This window comes from Bradyrhizobium sp. WYCCWR 12699, from assembly GCF_032144035.1.
Taxonomy (GTDB): Bacteria; Pseudomonadota; Alphaproteobacteria; order Rhizobiales; family Xanthobacteraceae; genus Bradyrhizobium.
In genome coordinates, this window is the sequence record NZ_JAVTJN010000030.1 from 168,370 (window position 1) to 189,381 (window position 21,012).

Consider the following 21,012-nt stretch of genomic DNA (forward strand, 5'->3'; position numbering starts at 1 on the left):
TGAGCTTAAGGCGGGCAAGGCGGGCGTGCCGAGAGCGAGAGGCTAACATATTAGAATCTTTGCGCAGCCTGCAGGGCGGATTAGGTTACGCCAGCCGCGATGACCGGGAGGCGATGACATGGGCGAGCCGACGCAGCGGACGATCAAGGCCAACGGTATCAGCCTCAACGTCGCCGAGCAGGGCGAGGGGCCAATGGTCCTGCTCTGCCACGGCTTTCCGGAAGGTTGGTACTCCTGGCGCCACCAACTCGACGCGCTGGCAGCGGCCGGCTACCATGCGGTCGCGCCCGACATGCGCGGCTATGGCAAGAGCGACCGGCCTGAGGCGATCGATCAGTATACGATCCTCCACATGGTCGGCGATCTGGTCGGCGTGCTCGACGCCTTCGAGGCGAAACACGCCGTCATCGTCGGGCATGATTGGGGCGCCACGATCGCCTGGCACACGGCGCGCCTGCGGCCGGATCGCTTTCGCGCCGCCGCCATCCTCAGCGTACCCTATCGGCCACGGAGTCCGGTGCGACCGACGAGTGTCATGCCGCAGACGGCGGATGCGCAGTTCTATCAGCTTTACTTCCAGGAGCCGGGTGTCGCCGAAGCCGAATTCGAACGTGATCCGCGCGCGACACTGGGCGCCATGCTCTATGGCGGCTCCGGCGAGGGAGCGGCGGCGATCCGCGCCAATGCCGAGCGTCAGGGGCGGACCGTCGGCGCCGGCATGGTCTCGCGCAAGGACGGGATGCTGCCGAAGGTGCAGGTGCCGCTGCCGTCATGGCTGAGCGCCGCCGACCTCGACCACTACGGCGCCGAGTTTGCCCGCAGCGGATTTCGCGGACCGCTCAATTACTACCGCAACATCGATCGCAACTGGGAACTGATGGCGGCCTTCGAGGGCGTGAAGGTGACGGTGCCCTCGCTCTTCATCGCGGGCGACCACGACATGGTCCTCGCTTTCCCCGGCAGCACCGAGCTTCTCGCCAACATGAAACAATGGGTGCCGCAGCTGCGCGAGATCAGGATGCTGCCCGGCTGCGGGCACTGGACGCAGCAGGAGCGGCCGGCGGAGGTCAACGCGGCGATCGTGGAGTTTCTGCGAAGCCTGTCGAACTAAGGGCTTGGAGCGGGCGAAGGGAATCGAACCCTCGTATGCAGCTTGGGAAGCGGAATCTTAGAAGCTGAAAGATGGAATTGACGCCCCATTAACTATTTGAAATTGTTAAATATTAGGTGCTATAAAGCGTTTCTGAAGAAGGCGTCCAACGGCTGGCTTTCGGAAGCTGTTTTGTACGCGCGTTGTATGAGGTCGATGGTGTCGAAAAGGGTTGTCTATGAACGAGAGGTCAAGGCGCTAAACGACAACGATGTCGCTTCAGCAGTCTCATACGCGAAGAGCCGAGCCGTCGTAGGCAAAATCGTCGAATGGCGCGATCGAAAGACCATCGGCCTGACGATCCGGATCACGCCCGGCAAGGCCGTATGGTATGTGCGTCGTCGCGAACTCACGCTGAGGCTCGGCATCCTTTCCTCCGGCCTGCACACCGGATTCTCGACGCCGGGCGAACTCGATCTGGAGAAGGCCCGATACATCGCCAATCAGATCCATCTGGCTGCAGGCCGAAAGCGCAATTTGCGTGAGTTCGCCGACGCCTTGGTCAAGCTCGAGACGACCTCGGGGTACGCCGACCGCATGGGGCACGTCGAACGGGCCGATGAACTGGCCGACGAGACATCCCTGCTGGCCTACAGAAAAAGGATAGGCGATACCGGATCGACCTGGACGTGGAAAACGCTGACCGCAAAATTCCTCGAATATCAGCTTCCGAAACTCAAAAAAAAATATCGCCCCCAGTACGAACATTATCTGCAGCTCCCGGAATTCCGCGGTATCGACGGAAAGCTCGTCAGCGAAATCAAGCTGCGCGACCTGGAGCAATTGCGAGACGCAATTCACCTCAATCACGCCCCCTCAGCAGTGCATCGCGCGCTCACGCAGTCCAAAAAGATGATGAGCTGGGCCTGGAAGTACCATGCGACGGCGGCCGGCCTAGAGGAAGTGCAGGCCGAATGGTGGGCTCGGTGGTCTTTCGAATACAAAACTACAGCGCGTACCCACGCACCGACGGTCGAGGAGATCGCGCGTACCATCGTGATCGCCGAGAATATTCGAAATCTTGCGAGCGGCGAGCATGAGACCTATCCCGGAACGACCGGAGCGCTGTGGGGCGTTGCCCTGACCGCGCAGCGGACAGGCGGCTTTCTGCAGCTGCGTCCCGACAGATTGTTTGATCCACCGAAGAGCGAACGGCAACTTAAGGGCTGGAAGGTCGCCAACTGGACGGAAGAGGAAATGAAGGGAGGACGGGATGGCGGCCGCCCTCATTCGCTCCCCTTGCCTCCAGAGGCGCTGAAGATTTTGCAGGATTATTACGCCGAGTCCGGCGGCAAGTCCGATTGGATGTTCAGCGGTCGGGACCCGAAGAGGCATATCACGCAAGCTGCGCTGAACCTGCTGATGTACCGGCTCCAAGGCCGCGTCTACGATCACACCGTGAAGCAGAAGCCTTCCCGCAAGGGCAAGCCCGGTCCCAAGCCGCGGCCGAAGAAGGATAGACCGGATCTCTTCCAGCTCTATGGCATCGAACCGTGGACTCTGCACGACGTGCGCAGGACGATGACCACTTTTCTCGACGACAAGAGGCTCGGCGGGGCGGCGACGGCCATTCTCGGCCACAAGACCGATCACGACCGCGTCGACGAACGCGAACGAATGGCGTCGGTGACTGAACAACACTACAATCGCAGTCAACGGATCGGCCTGAAAGCCGAAGGCATGGCGCTCTGGGTCAAGGCGCTTCTGGCCGCCTATGCAAAAGAGCAGCGAAAATTTCGCGACCTTCGATCAAGCAAGCTCGCAGCTTGATCGATTGCTCGGTCCGATGGCGGAGAGAGTGGGACTCTCTTCCCCAGAGCGCCGGAGGCGCGAGAACCGCCGAAAAACAAGGATTCCTAAAAGGGCCGGTTGGTTTTTGTGGCCACCGCTGTGTACCACCTGTTTAGCGCTTCGGACGTTCAATCCAAGCCATTTTCGAGGCGGTCGAGGATCGTAGGATCGGATCACAGGGATTCTCGCGAGGGGCGGAGACACTTCGCGAAGTCGGATTAGCGGCCGCCCTAAGCCCGCCTTCGCGGCGGGAGACGGTTTATGCTAGTTATCACGGGACCAAGACAGCGACGGCCCGCCTTGACAGCCACGACCATTGCCGACCCGCAATCCTTCATCCGCGCCAACACCCGGCTGCGGTCGGTGCCGCTGGTGCCGGAAATCGCGGTCTTCCTCGCCGATGAATCGGTGCCGATCTGGCAGCAGACCGAGGAAGAGCTGAACGAGGCCGGTCTCCCCCCGCCCTTCTGGGCCTTTGCCTGGGCGGGCGGTCAAGCGCTGGCTCGCTACGTGCTCGATCACCCCGTTACCGTGCGGGACCGGCACGTGCTCGACATCGCTTCTGGCTCTGGACTCGTCGGCATCGCGGCGATGAAGGCCGGCGCGGTCGGGGTGACAGTGTCTGATATCGACCCCTTCGCGATCGCGGCGGCCGAACTCAATGCGGAGGTCAACCTGGTCCACCTCACGTTGTGCGGCGAGGACGTGCTCGACACTCAACCAAACGGCCGATGGCAGACCATCCTCGCGGGCGACATTTTCTATGAGGGGGACACCGCGACGCGTGCCTTTGCATTTCTGGCCGACCATGCGCGCGCCGGCGCGACTATCTTGATCGGCGATCCCGGGCGCACTTTCCTTCCGAAGGCAAAGCTTGTCCGACTCGCCGACTATCGCGTACCGGTGACCCGCGATCTAGAAGACGCCGAGATCAAGCTTACGGCGGTTTGGACCATCTCGCCGGATTGTCTGGTAAGTTGCATTAGCCGGCGTTAGTCGTGCTCTCGATGAACAGGCGCGCAACAGCTCAAGCACCATCAGAAGCTCGGCGAAGCGCCGACGTTGGCCTCAGCGCCTTTTCGCCTGCGAGTACGACTGTATTTCTTCTTGCCCTCGACCTTCGGAGCGCGAGACGCGAAGGGTCAGAGTCCACAGTAAACACTTGTCATAGCGAGCAAATCTCGCCCCGCCTTCGCATCATGGAACAAAATGCCGGAACTTGGGTTAAGTTCATTCCGTTCCCTATGCGCAAATCCGCATCCCAGAAAAGTCTACTGACCACCGGCATTTGCTTGCCATAAGCTCTGAGTCAAGAAGGCATCACCCAGTGACCGAGTTGGATGACGGCTATCTTGAAGAGTGTGCCGCAGAGCCCATTAAGATCCCGGGAGCAATTCAGCCTCACGGCGCGCTTTTGGTGGTCGAACCTGAAACCCTGAAGATATTGCAACAGAGCGCGAACGCTCGCCGACTGCTTGGGTTCGATGTCCGCAATGACGCGTTGCTCTCTGCTTATGAGGAAGCGACCACGCTTTGCGAGGAAATCCGTGGGTGGTTGTCGGGAGGCGAAAACACGCTTTTCTACCTGGTTGCAGTCGGATCGCAGCAGCTTCAGCTCACCGCCCACCGCAGCCCCCAAGGACTCTTGTTGGAATTCGAACCACCGCCGCGGCCAGGCGAGTCGACGCTGGATGGTCTTTACCCGCGGTTGCGGGACTTTCTGGACCGCATATCCGGTGCCCACGATATTACTAGCATCGCTGAGGAGGTGGCCCGCGAGGTGCGGGCAATCACCCATTTTGATCGAGTTCTCCTTTACAGCTTCGACGGTAACGGCGACGGCACGGTTTTGGCCGAAGACACGAATAAAATTCTTCCTTCCTACCTCGGCCTTCGATTTCCCGCATCCGATATTCCCGCTCAAGCGCGGGAGCTCTATCGCCTGAACAGGATCCGGCTCATTCCTGACGCCAGCTACGATCCGGTCGAGATCGAACCCTCGATCAGTCCCCTCAACGGACTGCCGCTTGACCTGTCGCAGGTGGCGCTGCGCAGCGTTTCGCCCGTTCATCTCGAATACATGCGCAACATGGAGACGGCGTCGTCGATGTCGATGTCAATCATCGTCGACGGTGCGTTGTGGGGGCTCATCTCCGGGCATAGCCGCGCCTCTCGGATGGTCAACGCGCAGATCCGCACCGCATGCGACATCCTCGCTCAAGTCGTGTCGCTGCAGATTGGCTCGCGCCTGAAGGCAAGCAGTGCCGCGGAACGCCTTGAGCTGAAGAGCGTGGAGACGTCGCTGCTCAGCAAGCTTTCGGTCGCGACTTCGTTTCAGCGCGGGCTGGTAAACAATCCGCACGAATGGCTGCGGCTTGTGGATGCGGAAGGCGCTGCAGTTGTCGTGCAGGGCGGCATACTGACGACCGGTCAGACGCCGAGCGAGCGCCAGATACGTGATCTGGCGACGTGGCTCTTCGAGGCCGGGCACGACGTATTGGAAACGAATTCGCTGGCTTCGATATGGTCGGGCGGCGAGTTCTTGAGCGAAAAAGCCAGTGGTGTGCTGGCGGTCTCCATCTCGCAGATCCGGGGCGATTACATCATCTGGTTCAGGCCCGAAGTCGTCAAGACGGTTGCTTGGGGAGGCGATCCCAACAAGCCTATGGAGAGCGGGGCCGGCCGGCTTCATCCGCGCAAGTCTTTCGACCTTTGGAAACAGCTTGTCCGTCAGCAGTCGAAGCCGTGGACTTCGGCAGAAGTGGAGAGCGCGCTCGGCTTCCGCGCGTCGATTCAGACTCTTGTGCTGAAGGCTGCGGAGGAGCGTGCTGAACTCACGGACCGGCTGGAAGCCGCCAACAAGGAGCTGGAGTCGTTTTCCTATTCGATTTCGCACGATCTGCGTGCCCCTTTCCGGCACATCGTCGGTTTCGCAGAACTTCTGTCGGACAAGGAGAAGGGGCTCGATCAAAAGTCGCGTCACTACATCGAAACAATTAGGGGCGCCGCCATCTCGGCAGGAAGGCTCGTCGACGACCTTTTGCATTTTTCCCAACTCGGGCGCTCTCAGCTTCTCAAGTCGAACGTCGATGTCGCCAAGATTGTCAACGAATTGAGGCATTCGTTGCGGACGGAGACCGAGGGGCGAAACATCGAATGGCAGGTAGGGGCGCTTCCAATAGGCTATGGCGACCCCGCCATGCTTCGTCAGGTGCTTCAGAACCTGCTTCACAACGCCATCAAGTATACGGCGCCGCGGGACCCGGCCATCATCACCATCTCAGGCCACGAAGACGCGAACAGCACGACTTATATCGTCGCTGACAACGGCGTCGGCTTCGAGATGAAGTACGTCGACAAGCTTTTTGGCGTCTTTCAGCGCCTTCATAGGGCCGAGGAATTCGAGGGGACTGGCATCGGATTGGCCTTGGCCAAGCGCATCCTCGACCGCCACGGCGGCTCAATTAGCGCCGAAGGCAAGGTAGGGGCCGGCGCCTCCCTCACTTTCACCTTGCCGCGCCCCAAAGATTTGAAGAAGAGGAGCTCTTAATTGCCGGACCTCAGACCGATTCTGCTTGTTGAAGACAACCCGCGAGACCTCGAGCTGACGCTGGCGGCGCTTGCGAAGTGCCAGTTGGCTAACGAGATCGTCATTGCTCGCGACGGAGCCGAAGCGCTCGATTACCTGGCCGCGAGAGGCAGCTTCGAAGGCAGGCCGCCCGGCGATCCGGCCGTTGTGCTGCTCGATCTAAAGCTTCCCAAAATCGACGGGCTGCAGGTTCTCGAAAAGGTCAAGAATGACCGCCACCAGCGCCAGATCCCCGTCGTGATGCTGACCTCCTCGAGAGAGGAGCGCGATCTGGTGAAGAGCTACGAACTGGGCGTCAACGCCTTTGTCGTGAAGCCCGTGGACTTCAACGCCTTCTTCGAAGCCATCCAGGATCTCGGAATGTTTTGGGCCGTGCTGAACGAGCCGCCTCCCCGCCCCTTCACCAACGAGGCCCAATGATGAAGCAAGAGCCTATCCGCATTCTGCTGCTTGAAGACAGTGAGATCGATGCCGAACTGCTGGCGGCGCATCTATCGAAGGCCCAATTGGGCTTCACACTCGACCGCGTCTACAACAGACGGGATTTCGTCGCGGCTTTGGAAGGCGGCGGCCATGACATCGTGCTGGCGGACTATTCATTGCCCGATTTCGACGGCCTCTCGGCACTGAACATCTCCACGGTTCTGCAGCCCGATCTTCCCTTCATCTTCGTATCGGGAGTCGTTGGCGAGGAATTTGCCACAAACGCGCTCAAGCGGGGCGCCACTGATTACGTGGTGAAGCGGAATCTCACACGGCTGTCGACAGCGGTAGAGCGTGCGCTCGAACAAGCCCGCCAGCGCGCATCGGCCAAGAAGATCCAAGATGCTTTGGCCCGCAGCGAAGTCAGCGCGCGTCTGGCGATGGAAGCGGCCAAGCTCGGCCTGTGGGACTATGATCCGGCGACGAGAGAGCTCAAGTGGGACGCCAGCGCGAAGGCGATGCTCGGCTGGCCGGTCCAGAAATCGCCGGGTTATCGAGACTATCTTGCCGCCTGTCATCCGGACGACCGCGACCGACTTCATCAGGCTGTCCGCCAGGCGACGAAGTGGTCTCGCGAACACGATGGCACGTTCGGTGCGGAATATCGTATCTTCTCGGACGCCGGCAGCGAGCGTTGGGTAGCCGCCCGCGGTCAGGCATTGTTCGAAGAGAAGGAATTCAAACGCTTTGTCGGGGTCGTGCGCGACATCACCGAGGAACGCAGAGCGAAGAAGGATCTGGAAGACCTCACGACCGACCTGGAACGTCGCGTCGCGGAACGAACCGCGGAGCGAGACAGCCTTTGGCGGCTCAGTCCAGACCTGTTCGCCGTGATCGGACGGGAGGGACGATTGCGGCGCCTCAACCCGGCTTGGAGCACAATGCTCGGGTACGCCGAAGGCACCCTTACGGAGAGCATGTTCGATCTGTTGCTGCCCCCCGAAGAGCGCACCGAGGTGAAGCGACAGCTTGCCGATACGATCCGCGATCGCACCGTCGGTCGCTTCGAAAGCCGTATCCGCCATGCGAACGGCGAATGGCGGTGGGTCACCTGGAATGCGGCGCCGGATGAGGAAGCCATCTATCTCGTTGGACGCGACTGCACCGCCGAAAGAGCGGCAGCGACCGCGCTGGCTGAACGCAACGCCGAACTCGCCCGGCAGATCGAAGAGCGGGAGCGCGTCGAACAGACCCTCCGGCAGATGCAGCGGCTCGAGGCCGTCGGACAGCTCACCGCCGGGGTCGCTCACGATTTCAACAACCTTCTTACGGTCATCCTGGGCAACATTGCTTTCGTGGAGAAGCGGTTCGACAAGCCGGAGCGCGAGCAGGACGTCCGATCGCGCCTCCAATACATGCGGACCGCGGCTGAGCGAGGAGCCACACTTACCGCCCAGTTGCTGGCGTTCTCGCGGCGCCAGAAGCTCGAGCCAAAGCCCGTCGACCTGAATGAAACCGTGACCGGGATGAGCGAGCTTCTGCAGAGCACGATGAAAGGCTCAATCCGGATCGAAACCGTGTTGAAGAGCGACCTAGCCCCAGCACTCGTTGACCCGACCCAGATCGAATTGATCATTCTCAATCTGGCCATCAACGCGCGGGACGCAATGGAGATCGGCGGCGCGCTGACCGTCGAAACCAGTCAGGCGGTCGTCAAAGAACCGCCGGCCAGGCCGGCCGACCCGCCTCCGGGTGATTACGTGGTCCTGACGGTGAGCGACACCGGTACCGGCATTCCTCCACATGTTCTCGACCATGTGTTCGAGCCGTTTTTCACCACAAAGGAGGTCGGAAAAGGTTCAGGCCTTGGATTGCCGCAAGTATTCGGGTTCGCCAAGCAGTCCGGCGGTGGCGTGAAGATCAGGACGGCTACAGGGGAAGGTACCAGCGTTAGCGTCTATCTTCCTCGCGCCGCCAATGCCTCCCAGGCCCCTGGGCAGACGCCGAAAAGCGAGACCGCGTCAGGCCGGGCCTCCGCCAAGACAATCCTTCTGGTCGACGACGACAGCGCCGTTCGCGAGGTGGTCGGCATGATGCTCGAAGAGCTGGGGTACTCCGTTGTCAGCGTGGGTAGCGGCGCCGCCGCCTTGGATATCCTTGCCGGGCCGGAGCATTTTGACGCTCTGATAGTGGACTACGCCATGCCGGCGATGAGCGGCGTGGAGGTTGCCAAGAAGGCACATGGACTCCGACCGCATCTTCCGACTCTTTTTGCGACCGGCTATGCCGACCTCAAGGCTCTTGAAGAGATCCATCACGCGAGGCTGATAAGGAAGCCGTTTCAGGAGGAAGAGTTGGCGCGCCGGCTCCACGAAGCATTTGCCGAGTTCGACGATCCCAAAATCGTTCGTCTGCGGGGCGCCGGCTAGGTCATGGTCGGCAAAACCTTTCTATCTTGCCTGAGATGCACCTTTGGAGATCGACATGCCGCTGCGGCTGCTGGTGGTGGAAGACGAAAGCTTAATTGCCATGATGATAGAAGACATGGCCGAAGAACTGGGCCACGAAGTCGTTGCCAAGGCGACTAATGTCCCACAAGCAACGAGCTTGATCGACGCTGGCGGATTCGATGTAGCCCTCTTGGACGTCAACCTCGCCGGCGAATTCAGCTATGGTCTGGCCGAGATGCTGCAGACCAGGGACGTCCCATTCTTGTTCACGACAGGCTACGGAGCAGGGATCGAGGAAGAATGGCGAAATTGCAAAATCCTGCAAAAGCCGTTTGCAGAGGATCAGCTCAACGCTGAACTTGTCGCGTTCGAGAAAGGGTGAAGCGGTCGCCTTGTCGTGGTATTTGACACGCGCGCCCGGTATGTTTTCGCAGAAATCGTAGTCTGGCGCGGAAAATCTCGGCGTCAGTGGGACTCTCTTCCCCCTTCGCCGCGATTGTGTGAAAATCCGCGGAAAACAAGGATTCATGACCACCCCTGTGTACCACCCGTTCCGCGATTCAGGGTGTCATTCTCAGTCGATTTCGAGGCGCTTCAGGACGCCAATCGATCGTCGCTTGTCGTCCTGGAGAGGGTGAAGTCCAGGCTTTCCCCTTCACGTCGCGAGCGACCCGCAGGGCCCGTCCGACAACAGCCTTGCTTCTGCATCGCACGGCCCGGCGTTCTAAGTCTCTCCTAAGTTAGAGAGCGCAAAGGCGACGAGGAGGCCGACGACAACGAGCAAGCCGGCCAGCTTCTGTTCGCCTTCGACCGCTTCGGGCACCATGGTGTTCACCACCATCGTCAGGAGAGCGCCCGCAGCGACGGCACTCACGGCAGCAACGACCTGAGGGGAAGCTCCGCCAAGGAAAGCCGCTCCCGCGGAAGCAGCAAGCCCGGAGAGGACGGCGATCGTTGCCCAAAGGCCAAAGATGTAGAGCCGGGAGCGACCCGCGGTTCGCATGCCGAGCGCACTGGACAGTCCTTCCGGGAAATTGGACAGGAAGATAGCTGCCAGCATAGCGAGGCTGATGCCTTTCCCGCTCAACAGCCCGAGCCCCAGAACCACGCTTTCCGGAACCCCGTCGAGGAGCGACCCGATTGCGATCGCCAACCCTCCGCCTTGGCCGGCGTTCGCCTGCTGGTCCCCGGACCGTTTACGTGAATGCGCGCCTGCTCGAGAGACCGCCCAATCGGCAAGGGCATACATTGCGGAGCCCGCAACGGCACCGGCGACGATCGGCCAGATCCCGCCTTCCTGATACCCGTCCTCCAACAGGTCGTAGGCCACGGCCGAGATCAGCACGCCGCAACCGAACGACATGATCCCCGCGGTAACGTACCGAGGCATTCTGAGGACGAATGCGACGGCTGCTCCCAGGAGCAGCGATGAGGCACCAAGCAGCCCCCAAAGGCCGGCGGTCAACCAGATCGGCATCGGAGCACCAGCTATGTTTCGCGACCTGGGGGCGGCGAGACCTGGCTTGCGCTCTTCTCCCGCGTCTTACTTGCCTTCTTCACCGCCGAGCGGCGCTTCAGAACCGATGTCAGAGCGCTCGCCATCTTGCGCGCGATCTTACCTGCAGCCATTGCCCGTGCGCCATTTACCAAAGTTCGATCCTCCAATTGCTGCGTAAGCGATGCGACCAGCGGTTCTCGTTGGGATCATGACCCTGAGGCTTTGCCTAGCCTCCGCTTGCGAAGCCGGGGAATAGGGTCATGCCGCCGTCGATGAACAGGGTGGCGCCGGTGACGTAGTCGGCGGCGTCGGAGACGAGCCAGGCGACCGCCTGCGCGATGTCGTCCGGCTCTCCGATGCGCTTGTAGGGCACCAGCGTCATCAGGCTTTCGTACGCTTCCCTCGTCTCCCAGGCGCGCTGATTGATGGGCGTCCGGATGGCGCCGGGTGCGATGCCGTTGACGCGGATGCCGATGGGGGCGACTTCCTGCGCGATGCTTCGCATCATCTGCATCACGCCGCCTTTCGATGCCGCGTAGTTCGCGTGGCCCGCCCACGGAATCTCCTGATGGACCGAACTCATGCAGACGAGCTTGCCGGCCGCGGCCGAGATGTCACCGACGATGCCCCGTCTTTTGAATTCGCGGACTGCCTCCCGGGCACATAGGAACTGGCCGGTGAGATTGACGCCGATCACCTTATTCCACTGATCGATCGTCATCTCATGGAGGGGCGCGTCGCGCTGCAGTCCGGCGTTGTTCACCACGATGTGCAACGTGCCGAAATGATCGATGGCACGGGCGAACATCGACCGGACGTCATCCTCGTTGCTGACGTCCGCCTTGATTGCGATCGCTTTTCTGCCCCGGGCCTCGATTTCATGAACGACTTCTTCGGCTGAGACGGGATCCACGACATAGTTGACGACGACGTCGGCGCCGGCCGCGGCCAGCCCCAGCGCGACCGCGCGGCCGATACCTGAGTTGGCGCCGGTCACCAGCGCAGGCTGCCCTTCCAGGGTCACGGGAAAGCGGGCCTGCGGTCGCAAGCGCTCGCCCGGGCTTGCCGGAGCGGCCGGGTCGGTTGAATTCACTGTCATGGCGGACCTCCTAGTCGGAGCGCGCGGCTTCATCTCCCTCGCTGGGGAGGGCTCTCTTGCTACCGCGGTGCTCCGAGGGTTTTTCGCGGTGGGTGAGGTTGTGGGCGGTATTGACGAGGGCTATGTGAGAAAAGGCCTGCGGAAAGTTTCCGACCAAGCGCCGCCGCGAAATGTCGTATTCTTCCGATAGCAGGCCGACGTCGTTGCGAAGCGCGAGAAGCCGCTCGAACAATTCCTTGGCCTCGGCGTCGCGGCCGATCAGATGGTAGGCGTCCGCCAGCCAGAAGCTGCAGGCCAGGAACATGCCTTCCCCCGGCGGCAGACCATCCTTCGTCGCACCCGTATCGTAACGCCGGACGAAACCGTCCTGGAGCAATTCCCGTTCGATCGCCTGGATCGTCGAGATCACGCGAGGATCCTCGGGTGGCAGAAAGCCCACGGCCGGGATCAGCAGCAAGCTCGCGTCGAGTTGCGGCTCGCCGTAGACCTGGACGAAGGTTTTGCGCTCAAGGTCGTAGCCGCGCCGGCACACCTCGTCGTGGATCGCGGCTCGTTGCGCTTCCCACTCCTCGACGCGGCCCTTCATGCCGAACTCGGCAGCCGACTTGATGGCCCGATCGTAGGCGACCCACGCCATGATCTTGGAATACGTGAAGTGTTTCGCGCCGCCCCGGACCTCCCATATGCCCTCGTCCGGCTGGCTCCAGATGCTCTTGAGATGGTCGAGCAGCGCGCATTGTACTGCCCAGGCGCGCTTGTTCTCGCGGAGACCGCCGCGGCGCGCCTGATATAGGGCGTCCATCAGCTCGCCGTAGACGTCGAGCTGAAGCTGGGTGTGCGCCGCGTTTCCGATCCGGACGGGCTTGGAGTTCTCATATCCGGAGAGCCACGGGACTTCCCACTCGGTCAGCCTGCGTTCGCCGGTGACCGCGTACATGATCTGGAGCTGCCGCGGACTTCCCGCGACGGCGCGGACGAGCCAGTCGCGCCAAGCGCGCGCTTCGTCGAAGAAGCCCGCGCCCACGAGGGCCAGTAGCGTCAAGGTGGCGTCACGTACCCAGCAGAAGCGGTAGTCCCAATTTCTCGAGCCTCCGATCTGCTCCGGCAGCGACGTCGTAGCGGCGGCGACGATGCCGCCGCTCGGCCCGAACGTCAGCGCTTTGAGAGTTATCAGGGATCGCTGGACCGCCTCCGAATATGGCCCTGCCGTCTTGCAGCGGCTGGACCAATTGCGCCAGAAATCCTCTGCCTGTTTCAGAAGAGACGCAGGGTCCTCGGGAGCGGCGGGATCCTGGAAGGATATCTGATGGGAAAGCACGAAAGCCACGGTCTCGCCGCGCGCGACCGAGAACGAGCCCACAGTTTTCATGGCTTCGCCGCGCATCGGCACCGCGGTCCTGAGCAGTAGCATCGACGCGCCCGCGACCATGCTGACCGCTCCGTCCTCAAGGCGGCTGACCCAAGGTACGCTGGTCCCGTAGTCGAAGCGCGCGACAAGTTCGCTGCGCATCTCGACCTCGCCCTCCAGTCCTTCGACGATTCTGACGACCTTCGAGAGATCCGTCTTAGGCGGCATGAGATCGATGAGGCGGACCCGGCCGCAGTCGGTCGTAAAGGTCGTCTCGAGGATCAAGGTGCCCGGTCGGTAGCGTCGTTCGCTGCTCGAGCGAGCCTCGGGGCAAATCTTCCAGTATCCGTTGTGCTCATCGCCGAGTAGCTTCGCGAAGCAGCTGTCCGAATCGAAGCGGGGGACGCAGAGCCAGTCGATTGACCCGTCGCGCCCGACCAGACCCGCAGTCTCACAATCGCCGATCAAGGCGTAGTCTTCGATCCGAGCCATGCTGGGCATCCAACCGGAACGTTTGCCCTCCAGTTCCGCAGATCCCATTGCGGACGTTCATACTTTCGACTGAGGTCTAGTGGTCGATGCGCCTTACGGGGAACCCGCGAACCTCTTCGCCCGTTCTCTCAAAATCGGAGGATCTCATGCGTGATAGGCGGAAGAAAACGGAAGGCGGCACCGCCCGCTTCTTCGGCGAGTTTGCTACCCGCACCTCGCAGGCTGCGGGGCGCGCGTCGACCTTCGTGCTCGCGGCCCTGGTGGTCATCATCTGGGCAGTCACCGGTCCGTTGTTCGGCTATTCGGACACGTGGCAGTTGGTCATCAACACCGGCACCACCATCGTCACCTTCCTGATGGTCTTCCTCATTCAGAATTCCCAGAACCGCGACAGCGCAGCCATGCAGGTCAAGCTTGACGAATTGATCCGCGTCGGGACGGCGCGAAACTCCCTTGTCGGTATCGAGCATCTCACGGACGAAGAGATCGAAGACCTGCGGGAGAAATGCGAATCGCGCGCCAAAGCGGAAAAAACGGCGAACGAGCGTGTGAAGACGACCGGACGACGGGCCCGCCGCGCCGCCGAGCAGGCGGCAAGTTAATCGCTGCGGCACCTATACCGCGAAGGGTGTCAGGGCCGCCCGCAACAGGGTACAGGTCGGTCGTCACGATAGAAGGAAGGTGCTCTCCAGACGTAAGTGGGTCCTTGGCCGATCACCTGCGCGAAGCGACGAGAGCTACGCTCCGAAGGGAGTTAGGTACTCGCCGGGCATTCGCGTAGCGAGCCGACGCTGAGTTGAACCGCTGCCTACCGATTTCTCGAATGGTCAGATCGGAGAGTGCGGCAGCATCGGTCACACCGCGCTGATGAAGTTCGAGCATCTTCCTTGCGACGACAGCGCACAAGGGCCCTCGCGATCGACGAGTTCGAGTTTTCGGAGAGCGGCCTTGAAGGCCAACTCGAGAGCGTTCCGCTATTCTGGCGCAATGGTGATGTCCGCGAGCAAGCGCGCAATAGGCATGGTTGTGCTCCACTTGGTGCGGGCGGGAGCGCAATCGGTCTCTCAGCCACCGACGCCTACGGGCAGAGCCTCGGCCAATGATGCTGGAAGTATGTACCTCTGGGACTATACGCGGGCCGTGGAACCCACGGGCCATGGTGATCGTTGCTTGGCCGCGGCAGCAGTAGCGAGGAGTACACGTGAACCGACGCCAGCTTGTTCAAGGGTCGGCGTTACTGCCGGCGATGCTACTCGCCTCGCGCAGCGGCTTCGCCGCTGCGTCGGACGAGACCTTTGGCCCGTCGACGGTGAGGGATCTTGCCCGTGCGATCGCAAGCAAGCCGTTCGAGGCGCCCGACGAGAAGCTGCCGGCCGGGTTGAAAGACCTGGACTACGACCAGTACCGTTCGATCCGCTTTTTGCCTGAGCGGGCCCTTTGGCGTGGCAAGAATCTTCCGTTCGAAGCGCAGTTCTTCCATCGTGGCTTCTTTTACAAGAACAGGGTGAATATCTTCGAGGTCGCGGATGGAAAGGTCGCCGAGATCAAGTACCGCAAGGCGGACTTTTCTTTCGGAGAGAAGGTCCCGGCGTTCGAGGAGACGGATCTCGGGTTCGCAGGCTTCCGCATCCATGCGCCCATAAACCGTCCCGACTATTACGACGAGGTCTGCGTATTCCTGGGCGCGAGTTATTTCCGCGCTGTGGCCAAGGGGCAGACGTACGGGCTCTCCGCCCGCGGACTCTCGATCGATACCGGCGAAGCCAAGGGCGAGGAGTTTCCGCTCTTCAAGGCCTTCTGGCTCGAGCGGCCGGCGTCGGGTGCAACCTCGATGGTCATCCAAGCTCTCCTCGACAGCAAAAGCTGCGCGGCAAGCTACCGCTTCACCGTCCGGCCGGGCGAAACCACGGTGTTCGACGTTGAAATGTCGGTCTATCCGCGCGTCGAAATGCAGCGCGCCGGTCTCGCGCCCATGACCAGCATGTTCTTCTACGGCCCGAACGACCGCAACGACATCGACGACTTCCGTCCGTCGGTCCACGATTCCGACGGCCTGGCGATCTTCAACGGCAAGGGCGAAAGCCTTTGGCGCCCGCTCAGCAATCCGCGCGATCTGCAGATCAGCACCTTTCAGGATCTCAATCCCCGCGGCTTCGGCTTGATGCAACGGGAGCGAAACTTCTTCGCCTACCAGGACATCGAGTCCAGCTTCGAAAAACGCCCAAGTCTCTGGATGGAGCCCATCGGCGATTGGGGCGAGGGCGGGGTCACGCTATTCGAGATCCCGACCAAGGAGGAGGTTCACGACAACATTGCCGCGTTCTGGCGGCCGAAGAACCCCCTGCAGGCCAAGGGCGAACACAACTACACCTATCGGCTGCACTGGGGCCCGGATAGCCCGAAGCCGCATTCGCTGGCGCGCTTCACGCGAAGCGGAATAGGGGCGCGGGGCGAGGATGCCCGCCTCTTCGTCCTCGATCTGGTCGGTGAGAACCTGAAGGGCATCGATCCCGCGGGCGTGAAAGGCGTGGTGACGGCGGAGAAGTCCGAAGTGAAGAACATCGTCACGCAGCCCAATCCCTACACCGGTGGCTGGCGGCTCAGCTTCCAGTGCCAGGTGAAAGGCGAGCCGATCGAGCTGCGCGCGTTTCTGACCGAGGGTGACAAGCCCTTGTCGGAAGTCTGGGTCTACCGATGGGCCCCCTGACCACGGCGACGCGACCGGTCGCCGGCGATATCGCGACGGAGCGCCTGCTGCCTCGCGAGACGCCGCTTCCGATGGCTCCTGGCAACCTCGGGAAGGCCCGGGTCCCCGACCGCGTTCCTGCGGCGGTGGGCTCCGCGATGGCTTGGCGCCGCGGCCTCATTCTGCTCGCGACGGCGGCGCTCACGGGCGCGGGCGGCTACGAGATGTATCGCGTGCTGGAGGTCGGCGGCGTCACCGTACTGGAAGCCATGGTGCTGGTGCTGTTCCTCGTTTTGCTCGCGTGGGTGGCTTTCTCGTTTGCCTCCGCACTCGCCGGGTTCTTCGTGCTGCTGACCCATCCGACCGCGGTAGTTGCGGAGCTGCCTGCGATCGTGAGCCGCACCGCCATGCTGCTTCCCACCTACAACGAGGACCCGCACCGATTGACGGCGCGGCTTCGCGCGATGATCGAATCCTTGGAGGCGACCTCGCACGGGGAGCTGTTCGACTGGTACGTTCTGAGCGACAGCACCGACCCGGACATCTGGGTCGCCGAGGAGAAAGCGTTGCTCGCGCTACGGCAGGCGGTGGGGACGCCGCGACTGTACTATCGCCACCGCGCCGACAACACGGCGCGGAAAGCCGGCAACATCTCCGAGTGGATCACGCGGTTCGGCGCCGTCTACGACTTCATGATCGTGCTCGACGCCGACAGTCTCATGAGCGGACAGACCATCGTCCGGTTGGTCCATGCCATCGAGGCCAATCCGACCGCGGGGCTCGTCCAAACGCTCCCGATGGTGGTCAACGCGCGAAGTTTTTTTAGCCGCGTCCAGCAATTCGCGGGCCGGCTGTACGGGCCGATGATCGCCGCCGGCGTGGCCTGGTGGCACGGCTCGGAAGGCAACTATTGGGGCCACAACGCGATCATCCGCGTGAAGGCGTTCGCGGAAGCGGCGGCGCTGCCGCAGCTTCGGGGACCCAAGCCGTTCGGCGGGCACATCCTCAGCCACGATTTCGTCGAGGCCGCGCTGATGCGGCGGGCGGGGTGGGGTATCTACATGCTGCCGACGCTCGGCGGAAGCTTTGAGGAGGTGCCGCCTTCGCTGCTCGATTTCGCCGCGCGCGACCGGCGCTGGTGTCAGGGCAATCTTCAGCATCTCGCCGTGGTGCCCGCTCGCGGTCTCCATTGGGTATCGCGCCTGCATTTCATGGTGGGGATCGGGGCCTATCTAACGGCGCCGCTGTGGCTGCTATTCCTGCTGCTGGGGATGCTGATCTCGCTCCAGGCCCGCTTCGTGCGCCCGGAGTATTTTCCCAAGGGCTTCTCCCTCTTTCCGACCTGGCCGGCCCAGGATCCCGTGCTCGCTATTTGGGTGTTCGTCGCCACGATGGGACTGTTGTTGTTGCCGAAGCTGCTCAGTCTGGTCGTCGTTTGGACGCGGAGCCCGGTGAGGCGCCAATTCGGCGGCGCGTTACGGACCTCGGCCGGAGTTCTCGCGGAGATCGTCATCTCTGCATTGATGGCGCCCGTAATGATGATCTTTCAGTCGATCGCGGTCGTCGAGATTCTGGCCGGCCGCGATGCCGGATGGCAGACGCAAAGACGAGACGACGGCACTGTGGAGCGCCGCGAGCTCTATCGGAAGTACGGCATCCCGACCTTGTGCGGCGTTGCGATGGCCGCAAGCGCCTACGCCGTTTCGTTGCCACTTTTGCTCTGGATGTCGCCGGTGATCGTCGGGCTGCTGTTCGCTGTTCCTATCGGGGCGCTGACGGCCAGGCCGTCGTCCGGCAAACTGTTCGCCACCCCTGAAGACCGGGAGCCGCCTTCAATCCTGCGCCGGGCCAACGAATTGAGTGCGGCGGCGGAGGTCGGCATCAAACCCGCTCTCACGGAGCTTCGCGAAGCCCCCGAGCTGCTGGCCTTTCATGTCGCCCAGTTGCCGCCACCGCGCGCTGCCAGGCCCGATACCGTAGACGCCAACCTGGCGGTCGGACGTGCCAAGGTGGATGCCAGCGAGACGTTCGAGGAAGCCGCCGCGCATCTGTCTTCGCGCGAGGTCTTCTCGATATTGAATGACGCCTCGGCGCTCTCGACCGTGCTGCAGAAGGGATGACCTTACCGAGTGCCTGGCGGACCACGCTCTCGGGGCTCGAGCCAATCCTTGATCCGAGCCGACTTCCCGCGCTCTCGCCTCCGACGTTCGGGAAAATATGGCAATTCTCCTGCCTCTTTCCGGAACCTTGCCATCATCTGCGGGTTCTCGCATGCCGCATCTGGCGGCGAGGAGAACAACATGAACAATCTTCTAGTGACGACGGCCCTGGCCGCGCTGATCTCGACGGGCGCGATGGCGCAGTCGACGGTCGTCACCACCACCGGCACCGGTCACTCGGCCGCCGTGCAGATCGAGCCGGAATACCGCACCAAGATCCGCACCTACGTCACCGAGCACAAGGTTCGTCCGGTGCAGCAGAAGATCGTGGTCGGCCAGCCCGTCCCGCGCGAGGTCGAGCTCGAGGCGGTGCCCGCCGATTGGGGTCCTTCGCTCAGGAAGTACCGCTATGTCTACTCGGGCGAGCGCGTGATGCTGGTCGATCCGTCGACCCGGACGGTCGTCCAGGAGATCGACTGAGCATTCTAGCGGGTCGCTGATCGCAGCGGCCCGCCTCCCATCCGCCGATACCTTGATTTCCCATTTCCGAGCGGCCATCCATGCCGATCATTCGTTATTTCGTCTTCGTCGGCGGGTTCCTGCTGGCGTTGCTCTTCGCTGCGGATCGGTACCTGCCCGCTCCGGTAGAAGCCGCCGCCGTGGCCGACCCCGACAGGACCATCATCCGGATAAAATCGGCGAGGAGCCTTCCGGAGAAAATCGTCTTCGACACCAGCCAGCGCGCCGAGGTACCGATGATCGCGCAGGCCGATCCGATCCCGGAAGAGCTGCCGCGGGAAGTGCGAGAAGCCATGGCCGCCATGCCTGCCGCACCATCCGGCGAGGCCCGGAAGGAAGAGCCGGCCCACGTTGCGGCGGTCCTCACGCATCCGAAGCGGTCGGCAATGCTGCGGAAGCGGACACCCGACCGCCGTCTCGCCTTCGAGCGCGCCGATGCGACTGCCGGCGGATCGTGGTGAGCGGAAAGCCTGGGAGAGGGTCAAAGAAGGGGACCGAAGGAGCAGCTTTGCAGCCGGGTGGGCTGCTCGCACGTGGGGGCCGTTCATGCTTGGGGCGGGGCGGTTAACTTTGTTGAATTCGTCGCAAAGCTATTCCGCGGTAAGCTAACTCTTCCTGCGTTGGGGGTTTCCATGTTCGATCCGGCCACGACCGCGCTCTTGCGCGCCGTATCCGACGAGGTCTGCGAAGACGTCTCGCGCCACGAAACCGCGGCGCGCACCCATGTTGCTTCGAGGATTCTGGAAGCGGCGACGAACGGCGACAGCTCGCCGGAGAAGCTGAAGCAGGTCGGACGCGCGGCCCTCCACGACGCTCCGACCATGTGGCGATAGGTCGAGGAAGGCTGGGGTGAACTTCCAGGTCACCGTGCTCAAGATCCTGGTGAGCTATCCCGACGGGTTCGCCGTCATGGTCGATCTCAAGCGCGACATGGCGATCCTGGCGACGAGCGGGCGCGACTGGGCCGAGCGGACCAAGCGCCTTGCCGCTCGCGTGCCGGAGCTCGACATCTTCTCGCAAGGATTGGTCGAGCGTCTGAATGGCGGATGGCGGATCACGGAGAAGGGCCGTGCCGTGCTGGGGTTCATGGAAGCCAAGCCTGCCGAGACAACGACGGAGAGCGCTGCGCCCGCCGTGGAGCCGCCGGCTTCAAGTCCAGCGGCGTCCACACCTCTTGCCGCCAGGCGCTCCGGCCGAAGCCAGCGCCTGCAGCGCCGTCGTGCGGCACGCGAGCGGGCCCGCGCAAAAGCTTGCTGAACGCCCGCTTGTGCGTTGAGGCACGCGCTCGGGAAAAACTGGAAACTTTGCCGACTGTGTCGAGTTGCCAGCGATCGGATCGGTCGCCGGGAGCGCAGAAATGGTTGACGATGTCGTCTTGAAGAACGCCTCGGAGACCCCCTGGAACGTGTACCGCGCTCGGCGCCCCGACGTCGGCGCTCGCGACAGCCGACGCTGTTTGCTGGAGCGCCATCTGCACAGGAGATGGGAAGAGCGCCAGGGTGATACCGGAGAGCTCGCCAGCTTCGGGATCGCCTACCTGCACCGGCTTCCCAGAGACGAATGTTGACGTGCATGAAAATGCTATTGGCACGCGCAGCCATCGGAAGCACAAGGCCCGGTTGGACGCTGCTCGCGATTTCGTTTCTGATCTCCGCGATCATCGTGATCGGCTTGCGCATCGTGTTCGGAGCCTAGCTCGATGCGGATCGCCCAGCTTGCCCCGTTGGCCGAGAGCGTCCCTCCGAAGCTGTACGGAGGCACCGAGCGGGTGATCGCCTGGCTGGTAGACGAGCTCGTCGATCGCGGGC

At 62.3% G+C, this 21,012-nt stretch carries 19 protein-coding genes and 1 pseudogene; 17 read left to right on the plus strand and 3 right to left on the minus strand.

The annotated features are described in order from the left end of the window. Positions 1 to 118: 118 nt before the first annotated feature. From RPS27_RS11585 to RPS27_RS11615, 7 genes are all read left to right on the plus strand, one after another. Complete coding sequence (locus RPS27_RS11585) at positions 119 to 1,111, plus strand: alpha/beta fold hydrolase (protein WP_211415563.1); 993 nt, start codon at positions 119 to 121, stop codon at positions 1,109 to 1,111. Positions 1,112 to 1,297: 186 nt separating this feature from the next. Continuing rightward, entirely contained in the window at positions 1,298 to 2,920 is a 1,623-nt protein-coding gene (locus RPS27_RS11590) for a hypothetical protein (RefSeq protein WP_313754011.1), read from the plus strand. A 282-nt stretch (positions 2,921 to 3,202) separates the two neighbouring features. Then, positions 3,203 to 3,937, plus strand: a complete 735-nt coding sequence (locus RPS27_RS11595) for a class I SAM-dependent methyltransferase (RefSeq protein WP_049801893.1) — start codon at positions 3,203 to 3,205, stop codon at positions 3,935 to 3,937. Positions 3,938 to 4,268: 331 nt separating this feature from the next. After that, positions 4,269 to 6,491 carry an ATP-binding protein gene (locus tag RPS27_RS11600; RefSeq protein WP_049801894.1) on the plus strand — a complete coding sequence of 741 codons (2,223 nt, stop codon included), beginning with the start codon at positions 4,269 to 4,271 and terminating at the stop codon, positions 6,489 to 6,491. Continuing rightward, a complete protein-coding gene (locus RPS27_RS11605; protein WP_028141937.1) occupies positions 6,492 to 6,950 on the plus strand; it encodes a response regulator in 459 nt (152 codons plus the stop codon). Further along, entirely contained in the window at positions 6,947 to 9,382 is a 2,436-nt protein-coding gene (locus RPS27_RS11610; RefSeq protein ID WP_049801895.1) for a response regulator, read from the plus strand. The genes RPS27_RS11605 and RPS27_RS11610 overlap by 4 nt, the downstream gene beginning before the upstream one ends. A 55-nt stretch (positions 9,383 to 9,437) precedes the next feature. Beyond that, positions 9,438 to 9,785 (plus strand): response regulator, encoded by a 348-nt coding sequence (locus RPS27_RS11615; protein WP_028141938.1) that lies wholly within the window; start codon positions 9,438 to 9,440, stop codon positions 9,783 to 9,785. Positions 9,786 to 10,127: 342 nt separating this feature from the next. Here RPS27_RS11615 and RPS27_RS11620 read toward each other — a convergent pair whose 3' ends face one another. The 3 genes from RPS27_RS11620 to RPS27_RS11630 all read right to left on the minus strand — a co-directional run bounded on the left by RPS27_RS11620 (position 10,128) and on the right by RPS27_RS11630 (position 13,849). Next, complete coding sequence (locus tag RPS27_RS11620) at positions 10,128 to 10,880, minus strand: ZIP family metal transporter (protein WP_028141939.1); 753 nt, start codon at positions 10,878 to 10,880, stop codon at positions 10,128 to 10,130. Between the two features lie 247 nt (positions 10,881 to 11,127). Continuing rightward, positions 11,128 to 12,033 (minus strand): glucose 1-dehydrogenase, encoded by a 906-nt coding sequence (locus RPS27_RS11625; protein ID WP_244429559.1) that lies wholly within the window; start codon positions 12,031 to 12,033, stop codon positions 11,128 to 11,130. Beyond that, complete coding sequence (locus tag RPS27_RS11630; RefSeq protein WP_409517549.1) at positions 12,011 to 13,849, minus strand: glycoside hydrolase family 15 protein; 1,839 nt, start codon at positions 13,847 to 13,849, stop codon at positions 12,011 to 12,013. Before RPS27_RS11630 ends, RPS27_RS11625 begins: the two co-directional genes overlap by 23 nt. Positions 13,850 to 13,986: 137 nt before the next feature. On the opposite strand from RPS27_RS11630, the gene RPS27_RS11635 reads away from it, so the two are divergent. The 10 genes and pseudogenes from RPS27_RS11635 to RPS27_RS11680 form a co-directional block, all read left to right on the plus strand. Next, a complete protein-coding gene (locus tag RPS27_RS11635; protein ID WP_028141941.1) occupies positions 13,987 to 14,442 on the plus strand; it encodes a low affinity iron permease family protein in 456 nt (151 codons plus the stop codon). 644 nt (positions 14,443 to 15,086) lie between these two features. Then, complete coding sequence (locus RPS27_RS11640; protein ID WP_080670152.1) at positions 15,087 to 16,547, plus strand: glucan biosynthesis protein G; 1,461 nt, start codon at positions 15,087 to 15,089, stop codon at positions 16,545 to 16,547. After that, positions 16,535 to 18,646: a glucans biosynthesis glucosyltransferase MdoH gene (mdoH, locus tag RPS27_RS11645; protein WP_028141943.1), complete on the plus strand. Its 2,112-nt coding sequence runs from the start codon at positions 16,535 to 16,537 to the stop codon at positions 18,644 to 18,646. Before RPS27_RS11640 ends, mdoH begins: the two co-directional genes overlap by 13 nt. 180 nt (positions 18,647 to 18,826) lie before the next feature. After that, positions 18,827 to 19,165, plus strand: coding sequence for a DUF1236 domain-containing protein (locus RPS27_RS11650; RefSeq protein ID WP_028141944.1), 339 nt, complete (start codon positions 18,827 to 18,829; stop codon positions 19,163 to 19,165). 80 nt (positions 19,166 to 19,245) lie between these two features. Beyond that, positions 19,246 to 19,665 carry a hypothetical protein gene (locus RPS27_RS11655; RefSeq protein WP_049801898.1) on the plus strand — a complete coding sequence of 140 codons (420 nt, stop codon included), beginning with the start codon at positions 19,246 to 19,248 and terminating at the stop codon, positions 19,663 to 19,665. 171 nt (positions 19,666 to 19,836) lie between these two features. Then, a complete protein-coding gene (locus tag RPS27_RS11660; protein WP_028141945.1) occupies positions 19,837 to 20,037 on the plus strand; it encodes a hypothetical protein in 201 nt (66 codons plus the stop codon). Positions 20,038 to 20,053: 16 nt separating this feature from the next. Beyond that, entirely contained in the window at positions 20,054 to 20,461 is a 408-nt protein-coding gene (locus tag RPS27_RS11665) for a hypothetical protein (RefSeq protein WP_028141946.1), read from the plus strand. 100 nt (positions 20,462 to 20,561) lie between these two features. Then, positions 20,562 to 20,771, plus strand: coding sequence for a hypothetical protein (locus RPS27_RS11670; RefSeq protein WP_028141947.1), 210 nt, complete (start codon positions 20,562 to 20,564; stop codon positions 20,769 to 20,771). A 5-nt stretch (positions 20,772 to 20,776) separates the two neighbouring features. Beyond that, positions 20,777 to 20,899: a hypothetical protein gene (locus RPS27_RS11675; RefSeq protein WP_256379450.1), complete on the plus strand. Its 123-nt coding sequence runs from the start codon at positions 20,777 to 20,779 to the stop codon at positions 20,897 to 20,899. A gap of 4 nt (positions 20,900 to 20,903) precedes the next feature. Then, positions 20,904 to 21,012: pseudogene (locus RPS27_RS11680) on the plus strand (glycosyltransferase family 4 protein); the annotation flags it as partial.

Excerpts from the sequence above, each read along its gene's own strand:
- RPS27_RS11670 (WP_028141947.1), top strand. The coding sequence starts at position 20,562 with ATGGTTGACGATGTCGTCTTGAAGAACGCCTCGGAGACCCCCTGGAAC.
- RPS27_RS11625 (WP_244429559.1), bottom strand. The coding sequence starts at position 12,033 with ATGAAGCCGCGCGCTCCGACTAGGAGGTCCGCCATGACAGTGAATTCA.
- RPS27_RS11635 (WP_028141941.1), top strand. The coding sequence starts at position 13,987 with ATGCGTGATAGGCGGAAGAAAACGGAAGGCGGCACCGCCCGCTTCTTC.
- RPS27_RS11620 (WP_028141939.1), bottom strand. The coding sequence starts at position 10,880 with ATGCCGATCTGGTTGACCGCCGGCCTTTGGGGGCTGCTTGGTGCCTCA.
- RPS27_RS11585 (WP_211415563.1), top strand. The coding sequence starts at position 119 with ATGGGCGAGCCGACGCAGCGGACGATCAAGGCCAACGGTATCAGCCTC.
- RPS27_RS11675 (WP_256379450.1), top strand. The coding sequence starts at position 20,777 with ATGAAAATGCTATTGGCACGCGCAGCCATCGGAAGCACAAGGCCCGGT.
- RPS27_RS11590 (WP_313754011.1), top strand. The coding sequence starts at position 1,298 with ATGAGGTCGATGGTGTCGAAAAGGGTTGTCTATGAACGAGAGGTCAAG.
- RPS27_RS11650 (WP_028141944.1), top strand. The coding sequence starts at position 18,827 with ATGAACAATCTTCTAGTGACGACGGCCCTGGCCGCGCTGATCTCGACG.
- RPS27_RS11595 (WP_049801893.1), top strand. The coding sequence starts at position 3,203 with ATGCTAGTTATCACGGGACCAAGACAGCGACGGCCCGCCTTGACAGCC.
- RPS27_RS11640 (WP_080670152.1), top strand. The coding sequence starts at position 15,087 with ATGCTACTCGCCTCGCGCAGCGGCTTCGCCGCTGCGTCGGACGAGACC.
- RPS27_RS11660 (WP_028141945.1), top strand. The coding sequence starts at position 19,837 with ATGTTCGATCCGGCCACGACCGCGCTCTTGCGCGCCGTATCCGACGAG.
- RPS27_RS11655 (WP_049801898.1), top strand. The coding sequence starts at position 19,246 with ATGCCGATCATTCGTTATTTCGTCTTCGTCGGCGGGTTCCTGCTGGCG.
- RPS27_RS11615 (WP_028141938.1), top strand. The coding sequence starts at position 9,438 with ATGCCGCTGCGGCTGCTGGTGGTGGAAGACGAAAGCTTAATTGCCATG.
- mdoH (WP_028141943.1), top strand. The coding sequence starts at position 16,535 with ATGGGCCCCCTGACCACGGCGACGCGACCGGTCGCCGGCGATATCGCG.
- RPS27_RS11610 (WP_049801895.1), top strand. The coding sequence starts at position 6,947 with ATGATGAAGCAAGAGCCTATCCGCATTCTGCTGCTTGAAGACAGTGAG.
- RPS27_RS11630 (WP_409517549.1), bottom strand. The coding sequence starts at position 13,849 with ATGCCCAGCATGGCTCGGATCGAAGACTACGCCTTGATCGGCGATTGT.